This is a genomic window from Nostoc sp. FACHB-190, from assembly GCF_014696905.1.
GTDB lineage: Bacteria > Cyanobacteriota > Cyanobacteriia > Cyanobacteriales > Nostocaceae > Nostoc_B.
Map to the genome: position 1 here is coordinate 83,257 of NZ_JACJQW010000024.1, position 15,521 is coordinate 98,777.

At 42.0% G+C, this 15,521-nt stretch carries 14 protein-coding genes and 1 pseudogene; 9 read left to right on the forward strand and 6 right to left on the reverse strand.

Going from position 1 to position 15,521, the window contains the following annotated elements; translation table 11 throughout:
* Positions 1-8 precede the first annotated feature (8 nt).
* Positions 9-2,210 (forward strand): EAL domain-containing protein, encoded by a 2,202-nt coding sequence (locus H6G28_RS23260; protein WP_190674554.1) that lies wholly within the window; start codon positions 9-11, stop codon positions 2,208-2,210.
* Positions 2,211-2,307: 97 nt separating this feature from the next.
* On the opposite strand, the gene xth is transcribed toward H6G28_RS23260, so the two are convergent.
* On the reverse strand, positions 2,308-3,093 hold the full coding sequence (gene xth / locus H6G28_RS23265; RefSeq protein ID WP_190674557.1) for an exodeoxyribonuclease III: 786 nt from the start codon (positions 3,091-3,093) through the stop codon (positions 2,308-2,310).
* A gap of 460 nt (positions 3,094-3,553) precedes the next feature.
* Between xth and H6G28_RS23270 the strand changes: the two are divergent.
* From H6G28_RS23270 to H6G28_RS23285, 4 genes and pseudogenes are all read left to right on the forward strand, one after another.
* Positions 3,554-3,980, forward strand: a pseudogene (locus H6G28_RS23270) (glycosyltransferase); the annotation flags it as partial.
* A 226-nt stretch (positions 3,981-4,206) separates the two neighbouring features.
* Positions 4,207-4,392, forward strand: a complete 186-nt coding sequence (locus tag H6G28_RS23275) for a hypothetical protein (RefSeq protein WP_190588691.1) — start codon at positions 4,207-4,209, stop codon at positions 4,390-4,392.
* Between the two features lie 468 nt (positions 4,393-4,860).
* Positions 4,861-6,801, forward strand: coding sequence for a PP2C family protein-serine/threonine phosphatase (locus H6G28_RS23280; RefSeq protein WP_190674627.1), 1,941 nt, complete (start codon positions 4,861-4,863; stop codon positions 6,799-6,801).
* A gap of 376 nt (positions 6,802-7,177) precedes the next feature.
* Entirely contained in the window at positions 7,178-7,450 is a 273-nt protein-coding gene (locus tag H6G28_RS23285; RefSeq protein WP_190588692.1) for a ferredoxin-thioredoxin reductase variable chain, read from the forward strand.
* Positions 7,451-7,455: 5 nt separating this feature from the next.
* Here H6G28_RS23285 and H6G28_RS23290 read toward each other — a convergent pair whose 3' ends face one another.
* From H6G28_RS23290 to H6G28_RS23305, 4 genes are all read right to left on the reverse strand, one after another.
* Positions 7,456-7,680 (reverse strand): hypothetical protein, encoded by a 225-nt coding sequence (locus H6G28_RS23290; protein ID WP_190588693.1) that lies wholly within the window; start codon positions 7,678-7,680, stop codon positions 7,456-7,458.
* 56 nt (positions 7,681-7,736) lie between these two features.
* Entirely contained in the window at positions 7,737-8,357 is a 621-nt protein-coding gene (locus H6G28_RS23295) for a hypothetical protein (protein WP_190674560.1), read from the reverse strand.
* Positions 8,358-8,759: 402 nt separating this feature from the next.
* On the reverse strand, positions 8,760-9,551 hold the full coding sequence (locus H6G28_RS23300) for a YdcF family protein (RefSeq protein WP_190674562.1): 792 nt from the start codon (positions 9,549-9,551) through the stop codon (positions 8,760-8,762).
* Positions 9,552-10,066: 515 nt separating this feature from the next.
* The gene (locus H6G28_RS23305) at positions 10,067-10,606 is read right to left on the reverse strand and encodes a DOMON-like domain-containing protein (protein ID WP_190588902.1); all 540 of its coding nucleotides are present in this window, start codon (positions 10,604-10,606) and stop codon (positions 10,067-10,069) included.
* Between the two features lie 148 nt (positions 10,607-10,754).
* On the opposite strand from H6G28_RS23305, the gene H6G28_RS23310 reads away from it, so the two are divergent.
* Positions 10,755-11,879 carry an RNA-guided endonuclease InsQ/TnpB family protein gene (locus H6G28_RS23310; protein ID WP_190674564.1) on the forward strand — a complete coding sequence of 375 codons (1,125 nt, stop codon included), beginning with the start codon at positions 10,755-10,757 and terminating at the stop codon, positions 11,877-11,879.
* On the opposite strand, the gene H6G28_RS23315 is transcribed toward H6G28_RS23310, so the two are convergent.
* Entirely contained in the window at positions 11,843-13,027 is a 1,185-nt protein-coding gene (locus tag H6G28_RS23315; protein ID WP_190674568.1) for a phosphotransferase enzyme family protein, read from the reverse strand. The two genes, H6G28_RS23310 and H6G28_RS23315, sit on opposite strands and share 37 nt — an antisense overlap.
* Before the next feature lie 49 nt (positions 13,028-13,076).
* Here H6G28_RS23315 and H6G28_RS23320 point away from each other — a divergent pair, with 49 nt between their 5' ends.
* From H6G28_RS23320 to H6G28_RS23330, 3 genes are all read left to right on the forward strand, one after another.
* Positions 13,077-13,229 carry a hypothetical protein gene (locus tag H6G28_RS23320; protein ID WP_190588698.1) on the forward strand — a complete coding sequence of 51 codons (153 nt, stop codon included), beginning with the start codon at positions 13,077-13,079 and terminating at the stop codon, positions 13,227-13,229.
* A 193-nt stretch (positions 13,230-13,422) separates the two neighbouring features.
* Positions 13,423-13,602: a hypothetical protein gene (locus H6G28_RS23325; RefSeq protein ID WP_190588699.1), complete on the forward strand. Its 180-nt coding sequence runs from the start codon at positions 13,423-13,425 to the stop codon at positions 13,600-13,602.
* A 443-nt stretch (positions 13,603-14,045) separates the two neighbouring features.
* The gene (locus H6G28_RS23330) at positions 14,046-15,434 is read left to right on the forward strand and encodes a carotenoid oxygenase family protein (protein WP_190674570.1); all 1,389 of its coding nucleotides are present in this window, start codon (positions 14,046-14,048) and stop codon (positions 15,432-15,434) included.
* Positions 15,435-15,521 lie beyond the last annotated feature (87 nt).

A 15,521-nucleotide genomic window follows, 5' to 3' on the forward strand; every position in this document is an offset into this window, starting at 1 on the left:
TGTTTTCTATGAGCCAGAAATGTCCTACTTCCAAAACTTGTGCTTGTTGTCATCTTGCACGTTGCCAAAGCCAGGAAGCAGGCAGGATTTTTCTCTGGTTTCCTGTTTCCCATACCTTAACAAAAGTCACAAATTACTTGCAGCAGTCTGAGCTAAAGTATGAACTCATGCAAGAGCGTCCGGGGTTAAGTGTAGACTGTAAACCCGGACAAGCCCAGGAAATTGCTCGAAAACTAGCTAAACTTTTAGCGCCAAGAGAGTTGCAAGAGACGCAAGTTTTGTTTATTCGCGGTGCTATTCAACCGCAACTGCAAGACTTTAGTGATATTGTTTCATTACAACGCTTCATTAAGTTTAATCAATCTGACTGGCTAGTAGATATGCTGGCCAAAGAACAATTCACGAGTTACTTTCAACCAATTGTTTCAATTCAGAATACGTCCCAAGTTTATGGATATGAGTCGCTGTTACGTGGCTTAGATGAACAAGGTAATTTATTGTCAATAGAACCAATATTAGAATTAGCAACAGAAGCTGGACTGATACCCCAATTAGACCGACTGGCTCGCCTCAAAAGCATCACGGAATTTAGCCGTCATCAAGTCAACGGGAAAATTTTTATCAATTTTTCACCCACAGCATTGTATGACCCCGTTTCTTGTCTCCGTAGTACAGTCGCCGCAATTGATCAAGCAGGTATTTCCCATGAACGGGTTGTTTTTGAAGTTGTCGAGTCAGATAATCCTCAAGATTTAGCTCACCTCAAAGCCGTATTGCAATTTTACCGAGATTCAGGGTTTTCAGTTGCCTTGGATGATCTTGGCTCTGGTTATTCTGGTTTGAACTTGTTGCATCAGCTACGCCCAGACTTTATCAAGTTAGATATGGAGTTAATTCGAGATGTGCATCAAGATTTGTATAAAGCTTCAATTACCGAGAAAATTTTGGAAATTGCCCAAAAGTTAAATATCTATACCGTTGCTGAAGGAATTGAGTGTATTGAGGAATTAAATTGGTTAAGAGAAAGAGGCGCGACTTTTGCTCAAGGCTATTTAATTGCTAAACCTCATCCTGAACCTGTGACGATAATTCCGCACTTTGATGCGATCGCCTTAAGTTTAGTATCGGTGGATGATCAACCAATCAAGCAGCAGGTAAAACACCAAAGTGAGTCTGAACGCATTGTTGCTGCTGTCACCCAGCGCATCCGCAAATCTTTAGAGTTAAACGAAATTTTGCAAACCACAGCCGATGAAGTGCGACAATTGTTTGCTGTAGACCGAGTGGTAATTTATCGCTTTGAACCAGACTGGAGTGGGTTAGTTGCTGTTGAGTCTTTAGCACCAGGCTGTATGTCTTTGTTGGGATGGAATGTGATGGATACTTGTTTTCTGTCTACCCGCGCAGATTACTACCAGCAAGGCAATACCAGAGCAATTGAAAATATAGAAAATGAAGGACTATCATCTTGTCACGTTGAACTGTTGCAGAAGTTACAAATTCGGGCAAACTTGGTTGTACCGATTCTGCAACAAGAGCGTTTATGGGGATTATTAATTGCTCATCAATGTAGTAGTACTAGACAATGGCAGCAATCGGAGATTAATTTATTTAACCAGTTAGCCGAACAAGCTGCGATCGCCATTCACCAATCGGAACTCTACCATAAATTACAAAAAGCAAACCAAGAATTACAGCGTCTTGCGGCTTCTGATGGTCTGACTCAAGTAGCAAATCGGCGCTGTTTTGATGACACACTTAACAACGAGTGGCAAAGATTAGCCAGGGAACAAGCTTACTTATCTTTAATTTTATGTGATGTCGATTGTTTTAAACTCTACAACGATACTCATGGACATCTGGCGGGAGACGATGCTTTAAGAAATGTTGCCCAAGCAATTTCTCAGATCATTAAACGCCCTGCGGATTTAGTAGCTCGCTATGGCGGCGAAGAATTTGCCATTATTTTACCTTATACCAATGCTGAAGGTGCGATCGCAGTTGCCACAGAAATTCAAACTCATATCCGTGCATTGCAATTGCCACATCCCAAGTCTGAAGTCAATCAATTCATTACCCTTAGTCTCGGTGTCGCAACCATCATTCCCAATCATCAATCGTCCCCTGCAACCTTAATTGCTGCTGCTGATCAAGGACTGTATCAGGCAAAAGCCCAAGGGCGAAACTGTATAGTACAAATTAACTGCTGATACTAAGTTGCTGTCAAATCTGTAGAGAGGTTGTATACAACCTCTCTACTTGGGTGGATTTAAACTCAGAAGCTCAGTAAAAATACTAGTCACTTTTTTACTCCAGTTCCACAACCACTGGTGTATGGTCGCTGGGTTGGGTTAATTTTCTGGGGTTCACATCAATAATGCAACTTTTGGCACGCTCATATAAAACTGGTGTGAGATAGTGATGATCAATACGCCAACCCAAGTTGCGGCGAAAGGCGGCTGTGCGATAATCCCACCAGCTATAATGTCCGCCTTCAGTAGTAAACTTACGGAAAGCATCAGCAAAGCCTAATTCCAGAATATCTCTCAAGGCTTGGCGTTCGGCTGGCGAGGACATAATATGGTTATCTGCATTTACCTTGTCGTGAATATCTATCGATTCCAGCGCAATATTAAAATCACCACAAATGCAAATGGCTGATTGTGACTTCAGCAAAAATTGTAAATACTCCCTTAACACAGTCAACCAGCGTAACTTATATTCATATTTCTCGCTACCAATGGCAGAACCATTGGGTACATATAAATTTACAATCCGCATATCATCAATCACACCTGTAATTACGCGTTTCTGCTCATCCCATTCTGGTTCTAGGTGAGGCAAAATAGCTGTGAATCCTGCTGACACATCTTGTAGTGGTTGACGAGAGATGAGGGCGACACCGTTATAAGCTTTTTGTCCTGAGATTTGGAGATGGTAGCCTAATTCTACAAAAGGCGATCGCGGAAAATCGGCATCTATGACTTTTGTCTCTTGCAAACAAAGCACATCCACAGGATTCTCACTTAACCAATAGATCACCTGTTCTAGACGAGTGCGAATTGAATTAACATTCCAAGTTACAATTTTCATTTAGCTATTTATCGAAATTAATGCCTAAGATTCCTAGTTAACAAAATTTTAGTATTATTTAATCTTTATGTTAATGATCCTCGCAACTGCCGATTTTTAAACAGATTGTGACTCTGAGAAAATTGATCCCGTCCGGGATTTTTAGTATTTATGGCTACAAAATATAGTTTTTTGTAAGTTCCGCTACAAAATATTCAGACTAATTCTGATTCTCAAGGTAGATGAAAATCAAGGAAGGTGAGCTATATTTTAAAGGTGTAGACACTAAGTGACTACAACCTGTAAATAGTCTTAAATTTAGCGGACGACAGAGACGTTACTGTTAACTAATGTTGCACTCTTAAAGGTCAGTTAAGTTAATTGAAATCTTAAAAGAGTCAGTAAAAATGCTTTGTCTGCAAGAAAAGATTTTAATAATCTTTATAGCAAGACTTTCTGACAGCCTAAACCAAAACAATTTATGACAATCGCTCAGGTAGCCCCTTTAGGGAACGAGTTCCACCTCCAAATTATGGAGGAATTGAACTGGTAGTGAGTCGCTTGACCGATGAATTAGTGCATCGTGGCCATAAAGTAACTTTGTTTGCTTCTGGTGATTCACAAACTCTGGCTTGTTTAGGAGCAATTCATCCACAGGCTTTACGTTTAGACATTAATGTCCAAGAGTATGCAGTGTATGAAATGTTAGAACAGCGCCAAGCTGCGGAATTCGACATCATTCATTCTCATGTAGGAATTGGGGCATTACCCTTAGCGAGTTTGGTTACAACGCCCAGTGTGCATCCTCAGCACGGCAATTTTACAAAGGATGACTTAACGTCTACAGTCACCACTATAAGTAAGCTTACGTCAGTATGAGTAACGCTCAATGGCAAATTAATTTAAATTAGCTTGTCACAGTTGATCACGGAATTTTGCTTGCAGATTATCCGTTGATACCAAAAAATTGAGTCTTACTAAAATGGTTGATGGCTACGAAACAGCCTACAAAAAAATTATAAAAAATCGCATCAACCTCAACGGTTAAATCCATACCGCTCAAGGGCGGTAATAATTTACAACCTTTTTACCTGCATTTAATCATCAATCTTATTTTTTAAGGAGGACATTGGAATGAGTATGCGAGCCAACACTTGCCCCTGTTGCGGTGGTTCCCTACTGCGTCATGTCCGTCATGCTGAACTATATTGGTTTTGCCTGTCGTGCCGACAAGAAGTACCACTGTTAACAATTAATCGTTTAAATAATGGAGAAACCCGGAATACAGGAGTGCTGACTCAGCCAAAGATCAACACTTAAGTCTGGTTTTATCCAATAAGATGATTGTTCAAGAGGGATGTAAGGGCTTTGCTGTGAGCATCGGCCGAAGGATGTTCTTATGCAAAACCTTGACATCCTATATCCTTTATTCAACAGGACTTACGCACCAAGATTGTCTATGAAGATTGGGTGTAAGGGTGTGTGGCGTATAGGTTTTAGATAAATACACCCCTATACCCTCGCCAAAACCCTTGATTTTTCGGTTTTATGTGTAAGTCCTATTCAAGTTTCAGATATTGCCCACCTTAAGGTTGTTGAGCATGGTATAACCTAGGGTGGGCATTTGCTTATATCCTCATTTCTACGTTATGGTATGGCTCACCCTACGGCTACGGAGATGGTATAAGGAGGGGTGGGCAATGTGATGAATTTGCTCATATCCTAATTTTTACGTTGTGGCATTATCCAGCCTACGGTTATTGAGAATGGTGCAAGATATCATTTATGATAATTTCTACTCAACGAGTAATTTATTGTCTAAATCCAACATGCGATCGCCCAATTAACCCACTTGGAGAACGCATTTGTAGTAATTGTCAAACTCCTTTAGTTCACCGTTACCTCTGGGCGACTGGTAATTTTGGCGCTAACATCTCCCCAGAAACGCAAGTTGCAGAAAGATATGAGGTTATTCAACCGCAAATCTGGCTAGATACGCAACCAGGACTACCACCAGAAACATTACAAGATTTACCTCAAGTAATTATTCCTTATTTAAAACTGTATCAACAGCATTTACATCTGCCCCAAGTTTATGGCTTTGTTCCGGCTGAGGAAGATGCAGAAGATATTCTGTTGTTAGAAAATGCGCCTATAGATGCAACAGGTAACTTATACCCCAGCATCACTGATGGTTGGGAACAAGCCACCGCCGTCAGACAAGTTTATTGGTTATGGCAAATTCTCCAACTTTGGCAACCTTTAGCAGAACAAGGCGTTGAGCAAAGTTTACTGATTCCCCATAACTTGCGCGTTCAAGGCTGGTGTGTGCGTCTTGTAGAACTTTATCCAGCCCAAAGCGAAAAACCCAGCTTACGTGATTTAGCTCAATCTTGGCAACCTTGGATAGCATTGGCACAGCCACAAGTAGCGGAATCATTACAAAATATAGTTGAGCAGATGTGCGATCGCACAGTCAATCTAGAAAATATCACCAGTCAACTGAATACGCTCTTACTTTCAGCCGCCGGCGAACTACCACTCAGCCTGCAAGTAGCCGGCACAACCGATATCGGCACAGAACCCACCCAAAACGAAGACACTTGCTACCCCAACACCAATGAACCCTATGACCCCCTCATCCCGCGCTTATCAATGGTTTGTGATGGGATTGGTGGGCATCAAGGTGGTGAAGTAGCCAGCCAAATGGCGGTACAATCTTTAAAATTGCAAATCCGTGCTTTATTAACAGAAGTCAGCGAACAAATTGAACCTGTAGCACCCAAACTATTGCAAGAACAGCTAGAAGCCAGCTTGCGGGTAGTGAATAATTTAATTTGTTCCCGGAACGATGAACAAAAACGCCAAGGTAGAGAACGTATGGCGACAACCTTGGTGATGGCACTGCAATTACCCCAACCAATAGTAACAATTTCAGGATGGCGATCGGACAATGCCCATGAACTTTATTTAGCCAACATTGGTGATAGTCGCGCTTACTGGATAACTCGTAATTACTGTCAATTACTCACAGTCGATGATGATGTGGCTTGGCGAGAAGTCCGCTACGGGAGGAGTTTGTATCGACAAGCACTTCAGAGATTAGATGCAACCGCTTTGACTCAAGCATTAGGTACAAAAGAAGCAGACTGTTTGCGAGTGACAATTCAAAGATTCATCATCGATGAAGAAGGTTTATTACTACTGTGTTCTGATGGTTTAAGTGATAACGATTGGGTGGAACACGCTTGGCAAGATTTTGCCATACCTGTGTTATCTGGTGAACTTTCCCTGACAGAAGCTGTAGAAAATTTAATTCATCTTGCCAATCAAAAAAATGGTCATGATAATACATCAGTGGTTCTCACCCTTTGTCGACTTGCTAAAGAATACTTAGTACCAGTCACTTCATCATCGCCACAAGTGGAAGTAGAGATTGTTGAAACAGAAATTCCCGAACTAGACGAACCCGAACCAACTTTGACAGAAAGTTCCCAAGCCTTATTAGACTTAGACTTGACAGCAGAACCAATACCTGAACCAATTCCCACACCAGTCAAGAAACCTCGTCGGCGGAAAAAGCCTCCTGTAGCAAAGGGAATATTATTCGCCTTGCTGGTAGTTGGCGGTACAACTCTAGGATTATTAGCTTGGTGGTTACTCAGTCCTCTGACATTCCAGCAAGCTTGTCAAAAATTACCCCAACCAATGCAGTCAATTTGTCCCTAGGTATCAATGTCAACAACTCGCCTTTGTGCCTAAATCCTATAACTGCCAAACACAGCATATAGGAACGAAATAGCCATTTGATGTAGAATTGGAACTGTTGTTAAAGCGCACAGAAAAGGTAAAACAGGACTTTTATAGCCTGTTAGCTGAAAAATCCTCAAAAAAGTGCTTTTGAGACACCCGTAAGCGTGGACAAGTGCAATGAGGAAAAAAGCAGTGAGACATTTGTCGCTGGTTAACTATGAGCCAAGCCTGCACTGTCAGGCTTTGTTTGTATCAAAGTTGCAAACGCTGTATTTGATGTGTTTGTCTCGATGAGAGATGAAAAATAACTGTTTTAGACAGTTGGTTTTTCACTCAGCAAGTTCGATGAGGGATGGCTGTGGAGATGCTTGTGGAACCGCAAAAGCTAGGTGTAAATTCTCTTATGAAAGTTGGCGATCGCGTCCGTGTTGTAAAATCAGTGGTAGTTTACCATCACCCTGAACATCGCTCTCAAGCTTTTGACCTTGAAGGCTCAGAAGGCGATGTTGTAGATATTGTGACTCAATGGCAAGGTAGACCTGTTAGTGCTAACTTGCCAATATTAGTTCAGTTTAATAAAAAGTTTAAAGCCCACTTGCGCGAAAATGAGTTAGAAATCATCTAAATTACTCAAAAGCGGCGAAGGAACCACCGAAAAATGTTGAGTTCGCCGCGCATTTTTTTGAGTTCTTGACGGTGATTTTCTGCCGTAGCGTTATACCATTCACAATAACGCTGAAACTCTAAGCGTTGCTGAACTTCGTAATAAAATTCATGGGTGGTTTGGTAAGTACTAAAATTTTCTGCAACTCCCGGTTGCGGAGCAGGAATAATATGAGGTAATTCTTGAGGCATGGTTTGTATGATAAGTTTAGAAGTTCTGAGATGATTAGGTGATATTTTGAGAAAAACTAATTTTCTTTGAACAGTGCAGCCAGCATAATTCTAATTATTACTTCTAACTCTTCAGTAACTCGGTAAAGATTGATTGCTTGTTCGATAATTTGTGGCTTTCGATATAGAATGCCAAATTGCCAAATATTACCTGTTGTTACCGCTCCTAATATTTCTGTTTGATTGGAATCTAGCCATCGGTCAAGGGCAATCATTTCAGTGGCTAATTGGGTAAAGCCTTTATTTATATCTGCTTGTTTAGCTTCAATTACAATGACATTAGATTGGTTTCGTAGATAATAATCTAAGTTACCTTGCAGTTGGTTATTAACTTTAATATTGTACTCAATTTTTAATTTAGCATGGGAATAGTGAATTAACTCAATTACAACTGGTGCAATCAGGATTTCTCGGCGTGTAGCTTCATTTTCTAAATCTATATATGGTAGAATTTCTTCAAGACGCTGCTTTAGTTCTGCGACTCTATCTAATGTCCCAGAATACTGCGGTAAATTAAGAAATTTCCGCTCAAAAGTATAACCAAATTCTGTGACTAAATCATCAACTGCAAACCCTAATTCAAAATAATTGCTAAATGTATAAGAGCGATTTGGATCTAACAATGTTGGGTGACTCATACCAATTTTAGATTTTAGATTAAAAGCTTGATGAATCAGTAAGATTACTATTAACGACTTATTTACAGGATATTTCAAGTCAGAGTATTACATCATTTAAGCCGCAAATCTATGTTAGAGACTAAATTCTGACTTCTGTATTCTGCTATAGGACTCATATTTGATTTGGGAAAAAAATCAGTACACTCAGATCAGGCTTCTTTCCTACTCCCAACTCCCTATTCCCTACTTACACAAATAAATTCAGAAATCAAACCGGATTCCTATAGATGCTAACAGGACTTACGTAAGTGTCACAATTGGTGGTTGGTGCGTGACGCTATAAATCTGATGACTACGTTCAAATCTTCTCGTTGCGTCACACACCCTACAGAAAAAATATGCCAGTTGCGTAAGTCATAGCTACAGCCAACCACGTAAGCGATAGATAAAACTACCAATATATTCTTTCAAAGCACTGGTAAATTGATGTAAGTTATCGGTGTCGGGTAGTAAATTTAGCAAGGCGGCTTTAGGTGTGTTAACCAGTTCTTGCAGTTCGCCTTGAGTTACCAGAAAGTCAGTTGGTGCGGGGATAGCGTCAATACCTTGACGTTGGAAAATTTTAAGCGATCGCGGCATGTGCATAGCTGAAGTGACTAATAATATTTGTTTGATACTCCGAGATTGTAAAATTTGTTTGACATTTACAGCATTTTGATAAGTGTTAAGAGAATTTGGTTCCTCAATGATTGCTTGTGTTGGAATGCCAAGAGATATCAAAATACTAGCCATATCTGTTGATTCTGGTTGACCGCTACCACGCCAATCAATCCGACCACCACTGAGAATAATCAAAGGCGCTTTTTTTTGCCGATATAACTGTGCTGCATAAATTACCCGATCGCCTGATTCACTTAAATCAACTGCTGGTCTTGGGAAAGAAGCTGATTTAGTCGCACCACCCAAAACAACGATTGCTTCTGCATTTGGCATTTGCTGAGACGGTAGATTTTGCCATTCTAGCGATCGCACCAGTGCCTTAGCCACCCAAGCATTACTACAAAATAGCAATAAAACTAACCCCAAGGCGATCGCACCTGTCGCTATGCGCGGTTGTTTCCTGATGGTAATCAAAGCTACTACCAAACTCATACTTGCCAATCCCAAAGGATAAAAGAACAGTGGTAGCAACTTAGAAAGATATAAAAACATATAGGTTTTAAAGGCTATAGGTGATAGGTTATAGGTTACAGGTGATAGAAAATTTCTAGTTCTGTTTTTCTTTTTATACTCCTAAACCCTTACACCCTCACGCCCCTACACACCTAAACTCATAAATAAAAAGCGATCGCAGTTCCGTGGTAGCGATCGCTTTAATATATAGCCTATAAAACCCTGAACAAAGTAATCGATTACTAAGATTGTATTTTTGCAAGTGGCATTATGCCTGCTGGGTGAATCCCCTGATGGGTCAGACCCCTCACTACCTTTTTAGGACTTACAAAAATCAAGGGTGTAGGGGTATATGTATCTAAAACCCTTACGCCACGCACCCTTACACCCAATCTTCATAGACAATCTTGGTGCGTAAGTCCTGACACTGTTACTGTCACCTATTACCTGTCACCTGCTATATCTAAAACCCTTTCACCGTTCGGCTGACGCTCACGGCGAAGCCCCTACACCCAATCTCCAAAGACAATCTTTATGCGTCAGTTCTGTATGATTCACAGGCGAATTAAAAAACTATCCCGTAAGTGAAAATCAGCTTCAGCACCTTTATGCGCTAACGCCCAATAGGACACCTGATGATTTTTTTGTTTAACCACAGTTGTGATTGCTACGTCAATGTCTTGGTTGGATGCCACAATCTTAACCAAGTCTACATCTAAATTCAGGGTAAAAATCTCAGCTTGACGGTCAATATTGAATGGTAGAGTTGTCCAAGCCGTTTCCACCTCCATTCCTTGGCGATAACCTGTAAAACGATACACATTCCAGTGTTTAGCCGGGGAAAGGTTAAATTCCCAATAGCATTCTGAGTCTTTGATTCCTACAAAAAACTCAAAACAGGTATCTTCCCAGAGTCCATCTTTGCGGGTGGGCGTATCTGACGGTGGCGCAATCATGATATCTGTTAAATTCCCGATTAAGCTGTAGCTAATCATGAGTTGATGATCATTGCGGGCAATATTACCAATGATTTGGACATCTGGTAGCAAATTGTCAGATTTAAAAGGTTGCAAATTAAATTTTTGCGCGTTCATTTCATCGGAATCTCCGGGAAACCGCATCCCCTTGTGGGCGCGGAGGGATAGGAGCGTCGATTGAGCGGGGTTCAATGCCCCCGAAATCGACACACAATCTTTGCAACTCACAGATAACCTCACGCCTAGATGAAGATACAATGTGTGTATGCAAAGAACAATTCGCATCCAACTTCAACCCGACATCGAAACTGATTCGGTGCTGTCTCAAACGATTGAGCAATACACCTGGTCGTTCAATGCGGTGTGTCAGCATGGATGGGAAAACGACTTGGCAAATGGCGTAGAACTGCACAAAGCAACCTACTACGACCATCGCGCCATTACTGGCTTGCCTTCTCAGTTGGTCTGTGCCGCTAGGGTCAAAGCAACCGAGGCTTTGAAATCGGCTAAGAGCCTGAAGAAGAAGGGCAAAACAGTTAGCTGTCCAACCTCGAAACGTTGCCCCATTCGGTACGATGCCAGGTCTTACACAGTCTGGTTCGACCGCAAAGAGTTGACGATACTCAGCATCAACAGACGGGTAAAACTGCCCTTTGAAATAGCTGAATACTATCGGCAATACCTGAACTGGAAAAACACCAGTGCAGACTTGTTGCAAGACCGCAAAGGGCGATGGTGGCTGCACGTTGTCATGGAGATTAAAACCCCTGAAACCATTACAACAGATGAGGTTGTCGGTGTGGATTTGGGTATCGCTTCTCCTGCGGTTGATAGCAGAGGGAGTAAGTACGGCTCCGACCATTGGAAAGGAGTAGAAGATAGAACGTTTGAGTTGCGCCGTAAACTGCAATCTAAAGGCACGAAATCTGCCAAGCGACATCTGAAAAAGTTGTCGGGCAGACAGAGACGTTTCAGAAAAGACTGTGACCATTTGCTGAGTAAGCGTTTGGCTCGGTCTGTTCAGTCTGGTGCAACATTGGTTTTTGAAGACCTCACAAACATTCGCGGTAGAGCCAAGATGAGGAAGGCTCAACGCCGCAGACTGCATGGATGGAGCTTTCACCAATTCCAGGCATTTGTCACCTACAAAGCCGAAGCTAGAGGCGTGAATGTGGGTTTTGTTGACCCGCGCTACACCTCTCAGAAATGCAGCCAGTGTGGACACATTGAGCGAGGGAATCGCCCGTCTCAGGCTGAATTTCGGTGTAAGAAGTGTGGGTACGAGTGCCATGGGGATTACAATGCTGCGGTGAATATTCGTGAGGATTTTCTCAAACTCAGGGCTGCGGTCAATCAGCCTATTGTGGTCTGCCCAGAAATGGGAACTTGAATCACAAGCCCCATCCCCTTGTGGGTGGGGTTGTTGACATCCTGAATAATCTGGCGAATTTGGGTTTCTTGGGATTCGATACTTTCGGTTAGTTTAAACTGCACGATCGCCCTTGCTAAATTATGTTCTGGATGCTTGACTTTAAAATAAACATTTCCAGCTAAGTAATCGGTAAAAAACCGCAATCCTAATTCAAAGGCAATCAACCGAATGCCATCATACATATAGGCATAATCATTTTCTGTCAAAAATGCCTTAGCTACCGCCAGATAACCTTGTAAAATTCCCGCACATAAATCAGTATCAAAATACACATTATCCCAATCTTCGGTTTCTTCGCCAGCCGGATTGCAACCAGAGCGCAAACAGTCACCAATATCGTAATGTATGAGTCCTGGCTTGACTGTATCCAGGTCAATTACACTGACAGCTTTTTGAGTAACAGTATCAAATAAGACGTTATTAATTTTAGGATCGCCGTGCATCAAGCGTAATGGTAGTAGACCTTGAGCTTTAGCATTTTCTAGGATATGGGCAAAACTGGTGCGATCGCTCACAAACTGCAAACAGTAATTAACCTCTGGTGATGATTTGGGACTAGTTTTGGCTAAAACTTCTTGATAATGACCAAGGTAAAGCGGTGTAATGTGGAAACCTGCAAGTGTATCGGCTAACTTTTCTGGTGGTAAATCACTAATCAAATTATGAAACATCCCCAAGCCATAGCCAATTTCCTGGGCATATTCGATATTAGGCATCGTATCAAAAGACTGTGAGTCTTGAATAAAGCTAATTGCTCGCCAAAAATCACCCTCAGCATTAATGTAATAATCTTGAGCATCCTGAGTTGACAACACCCGTGGTACTTCCCAGCGACGGTTGAGGGGTGTGGATTGCAAACGCTGATAAACATGATCGCTAAAAATCCGCATATTCTGCATAATCAGTTGCGGCTGGCGAAATACTTGAGTGTTGATGCGTTGTAAAACAAAATGTTCTGGGGTTGCGCCATCGAGAGTCACTAAAAAAGTGTCATTAATATTCCCACTGCCAAATGCTGTGACACTCTTAACCTTACCTTGAAGTACAAACTGCTCGGCAATGCCAACTAACTTCTCAACGCTTTGCTGACTGATAACTGTTGCCATATTGATTTTTGACTACTCCCCACGCAAATGCACAAAAGCAATAGCAGACATGGTAACTCAAGTGTTGGTTTCAGGATATATAAATGTGTTGCGAGGATGGCAAACAGTCAGAAACTGTCTGAGAAACCGACACCTATCTCATATAGGAACTCAGTACAACCGCCAGCCACAGCAATTAGAACCAAGCAGTATTAAGCTTTAGGAACTTTTAACATGATCTTGAGTCTAACGAACTGGACAGAAAACTTTACGTAAAATTCCGCAATTGTCACCAGGACAATTGAATACTTATCATGTCATCTTTAACTAGAAAATCAGTAAGTGGTAGTTTTGAGTAAAAATTTCCACTGCTGCTATAAGGCGATCGCTTATATATATTTCCTTTGTTCCTCGTTATGGCAGAAAAACACACCAAGATTAAATTTCCTCTTTGGCAATATCTCAACCAGCCCTTATTTAGCCGTGATCATCAACTAGAATTAAATCCCCAACGCTTTGCTCATAGCTGGCGGATTGATTTGCTCAAACGATGCTGGCACAGAGAATGCGATGCTAAAGGGCCTCAACAATCATAAGTTTAAATATTAAGTAAATATTTAGAGCCGAGATATTTACTACAACTATCAATGCTTGGCAAGTTATCAATATTACAGTAGTTTACATCTGTAGGTTTTATTTAGATATATCTACTTTTGTCAACAATCTATTAATTTTTGTAGGGTGCGTTAACACTGTTAGCGCACCCTATTCGCTGACTAGCCTCTTCGGGGCGGGGTGTGGGGAGTGTGGGGAGTGGGGGAAGTGTGGGGAGTGTGGGAAGTGTGGGGCGTGTGGGGCGTGTGGGAAGTGTGGGGAGTGGGGGAAGTGTGGGGAGTGTGGGGGGAAAGATTTCTTCACCATCCTCCCAAACCTCCAACCCCTCCCACATCCCTCCCACCTGTTCCCTATGAGGATTGCTATATTGTCATCATTAAGATTAAGTAGTATTGCAAATTCACAGCGTTTTGTAGACAACATCATGACCACAACAGCAGTAAATCCTTATCTTGATGGCAATTTTGCGCCAATTTCCGCAGAAATTACGGCAGAAAACCTGCAAGTAATTGGGGAACTCCCACCAGAACTATCAGGGATGTTTGTGCGGAATGGCCCTAACCCGCAATATTCACCTATTGGTCAGTATCATTGGTTTGATGGTGACGGGATGCTGCACGGTGTCAGAATTAGTGGCGGTAAGGCGGTTTATCGCAACCGTTATGTGCAGACGCAAAAATGGGAAACAGAACATGAAGCGGGTAAAGCAGTCTTGACTGGGTTGTTAGAACCACCACAAACAGATGCGCCACCAATATCGAGAAATACCGCCAATACCGCCTTAGTTTGGCATGGTGGTCAGTTATTAGCAGTGTGGGAAGCTGGTGCGCCTCATACAATTCAAGTACCTGAGTTAAAGACAATTGGCGAACACACCTATAATGGCAAACTTGTTTCTCCGTTTACGGCACACCCAAAGGTAGATCCAATTACGGGTGAAATGGTGTTTTTTGGCTATTCATTTACGCCGCCATATTTGCAGTACGGCATAGTTTCCGCTACAGGGGAGTTGTTATTCACTGTACCGATTGAAATTCCTGAACCTGTGATGATGCACGACTTTGCCATTACAGAAGACTATACAATTTTCATGGATTTACCCTTGACCTTCAACCCAGCAAGGATGCAGCAGGGAAAACCAATGATCATGTTTGAGTGCGATCGCCCCAGTCGTTTTGGCATTCTCCCACGTCACGGTGATAACAGCAAGATTCAATGGTTTGAAAGTCCTGCTTGCTACGTGTTTCATACCCTCAACGCCTATCAACAAGGTGATGAAGTCGTATTAATAGCCTGTCGGATGAGTTCTACTTCTGTGTTGGGTGTTAATGGCGTTGATGATCCTGATGGGAATATTCCCCGACTCCATCAATGGCGGTTTAACCTCAAGACTGGGGCTGTGTCTGAGTCCAGATTAGATGACACATCTGGGGAATTTCCCCGCGTCAACGAAAACTTGTTAGGACGACAAACTCGCTATGGCTACGTGAATAAAAGCGCACCTACTCCTGTACCTTTGTTCGACGGTGTAATTAAATACGATTTTGATCATGGTACATCCCAAATTCGTGAATTTGGGCAAGGGCGTTATGGTGGTGAGTCTATATTTGCACCACGTCCTCACGCCACAGCTGAAGATGATGGCTGGTTAATGACTTTTGTTCACGATGAAACAGCCAATACTTCAGAATTATTGGTAATGAATGCTCAAGATATTACTGGTGAACCTGTAGCGCGAGTGTTAATTCCCCAACGTGTACCTTATGGGTTTCATGCTGCTTGGGTGACTGAGAAACAGTTGCAAGGGTTTTAGTTAGTTGGGCGAGATCCCCGACTTCTTTGGAGAAGTCGGGGATCTGACTATTCTTACTTATCTCGTCTAAACCTCAAAATAATAGTA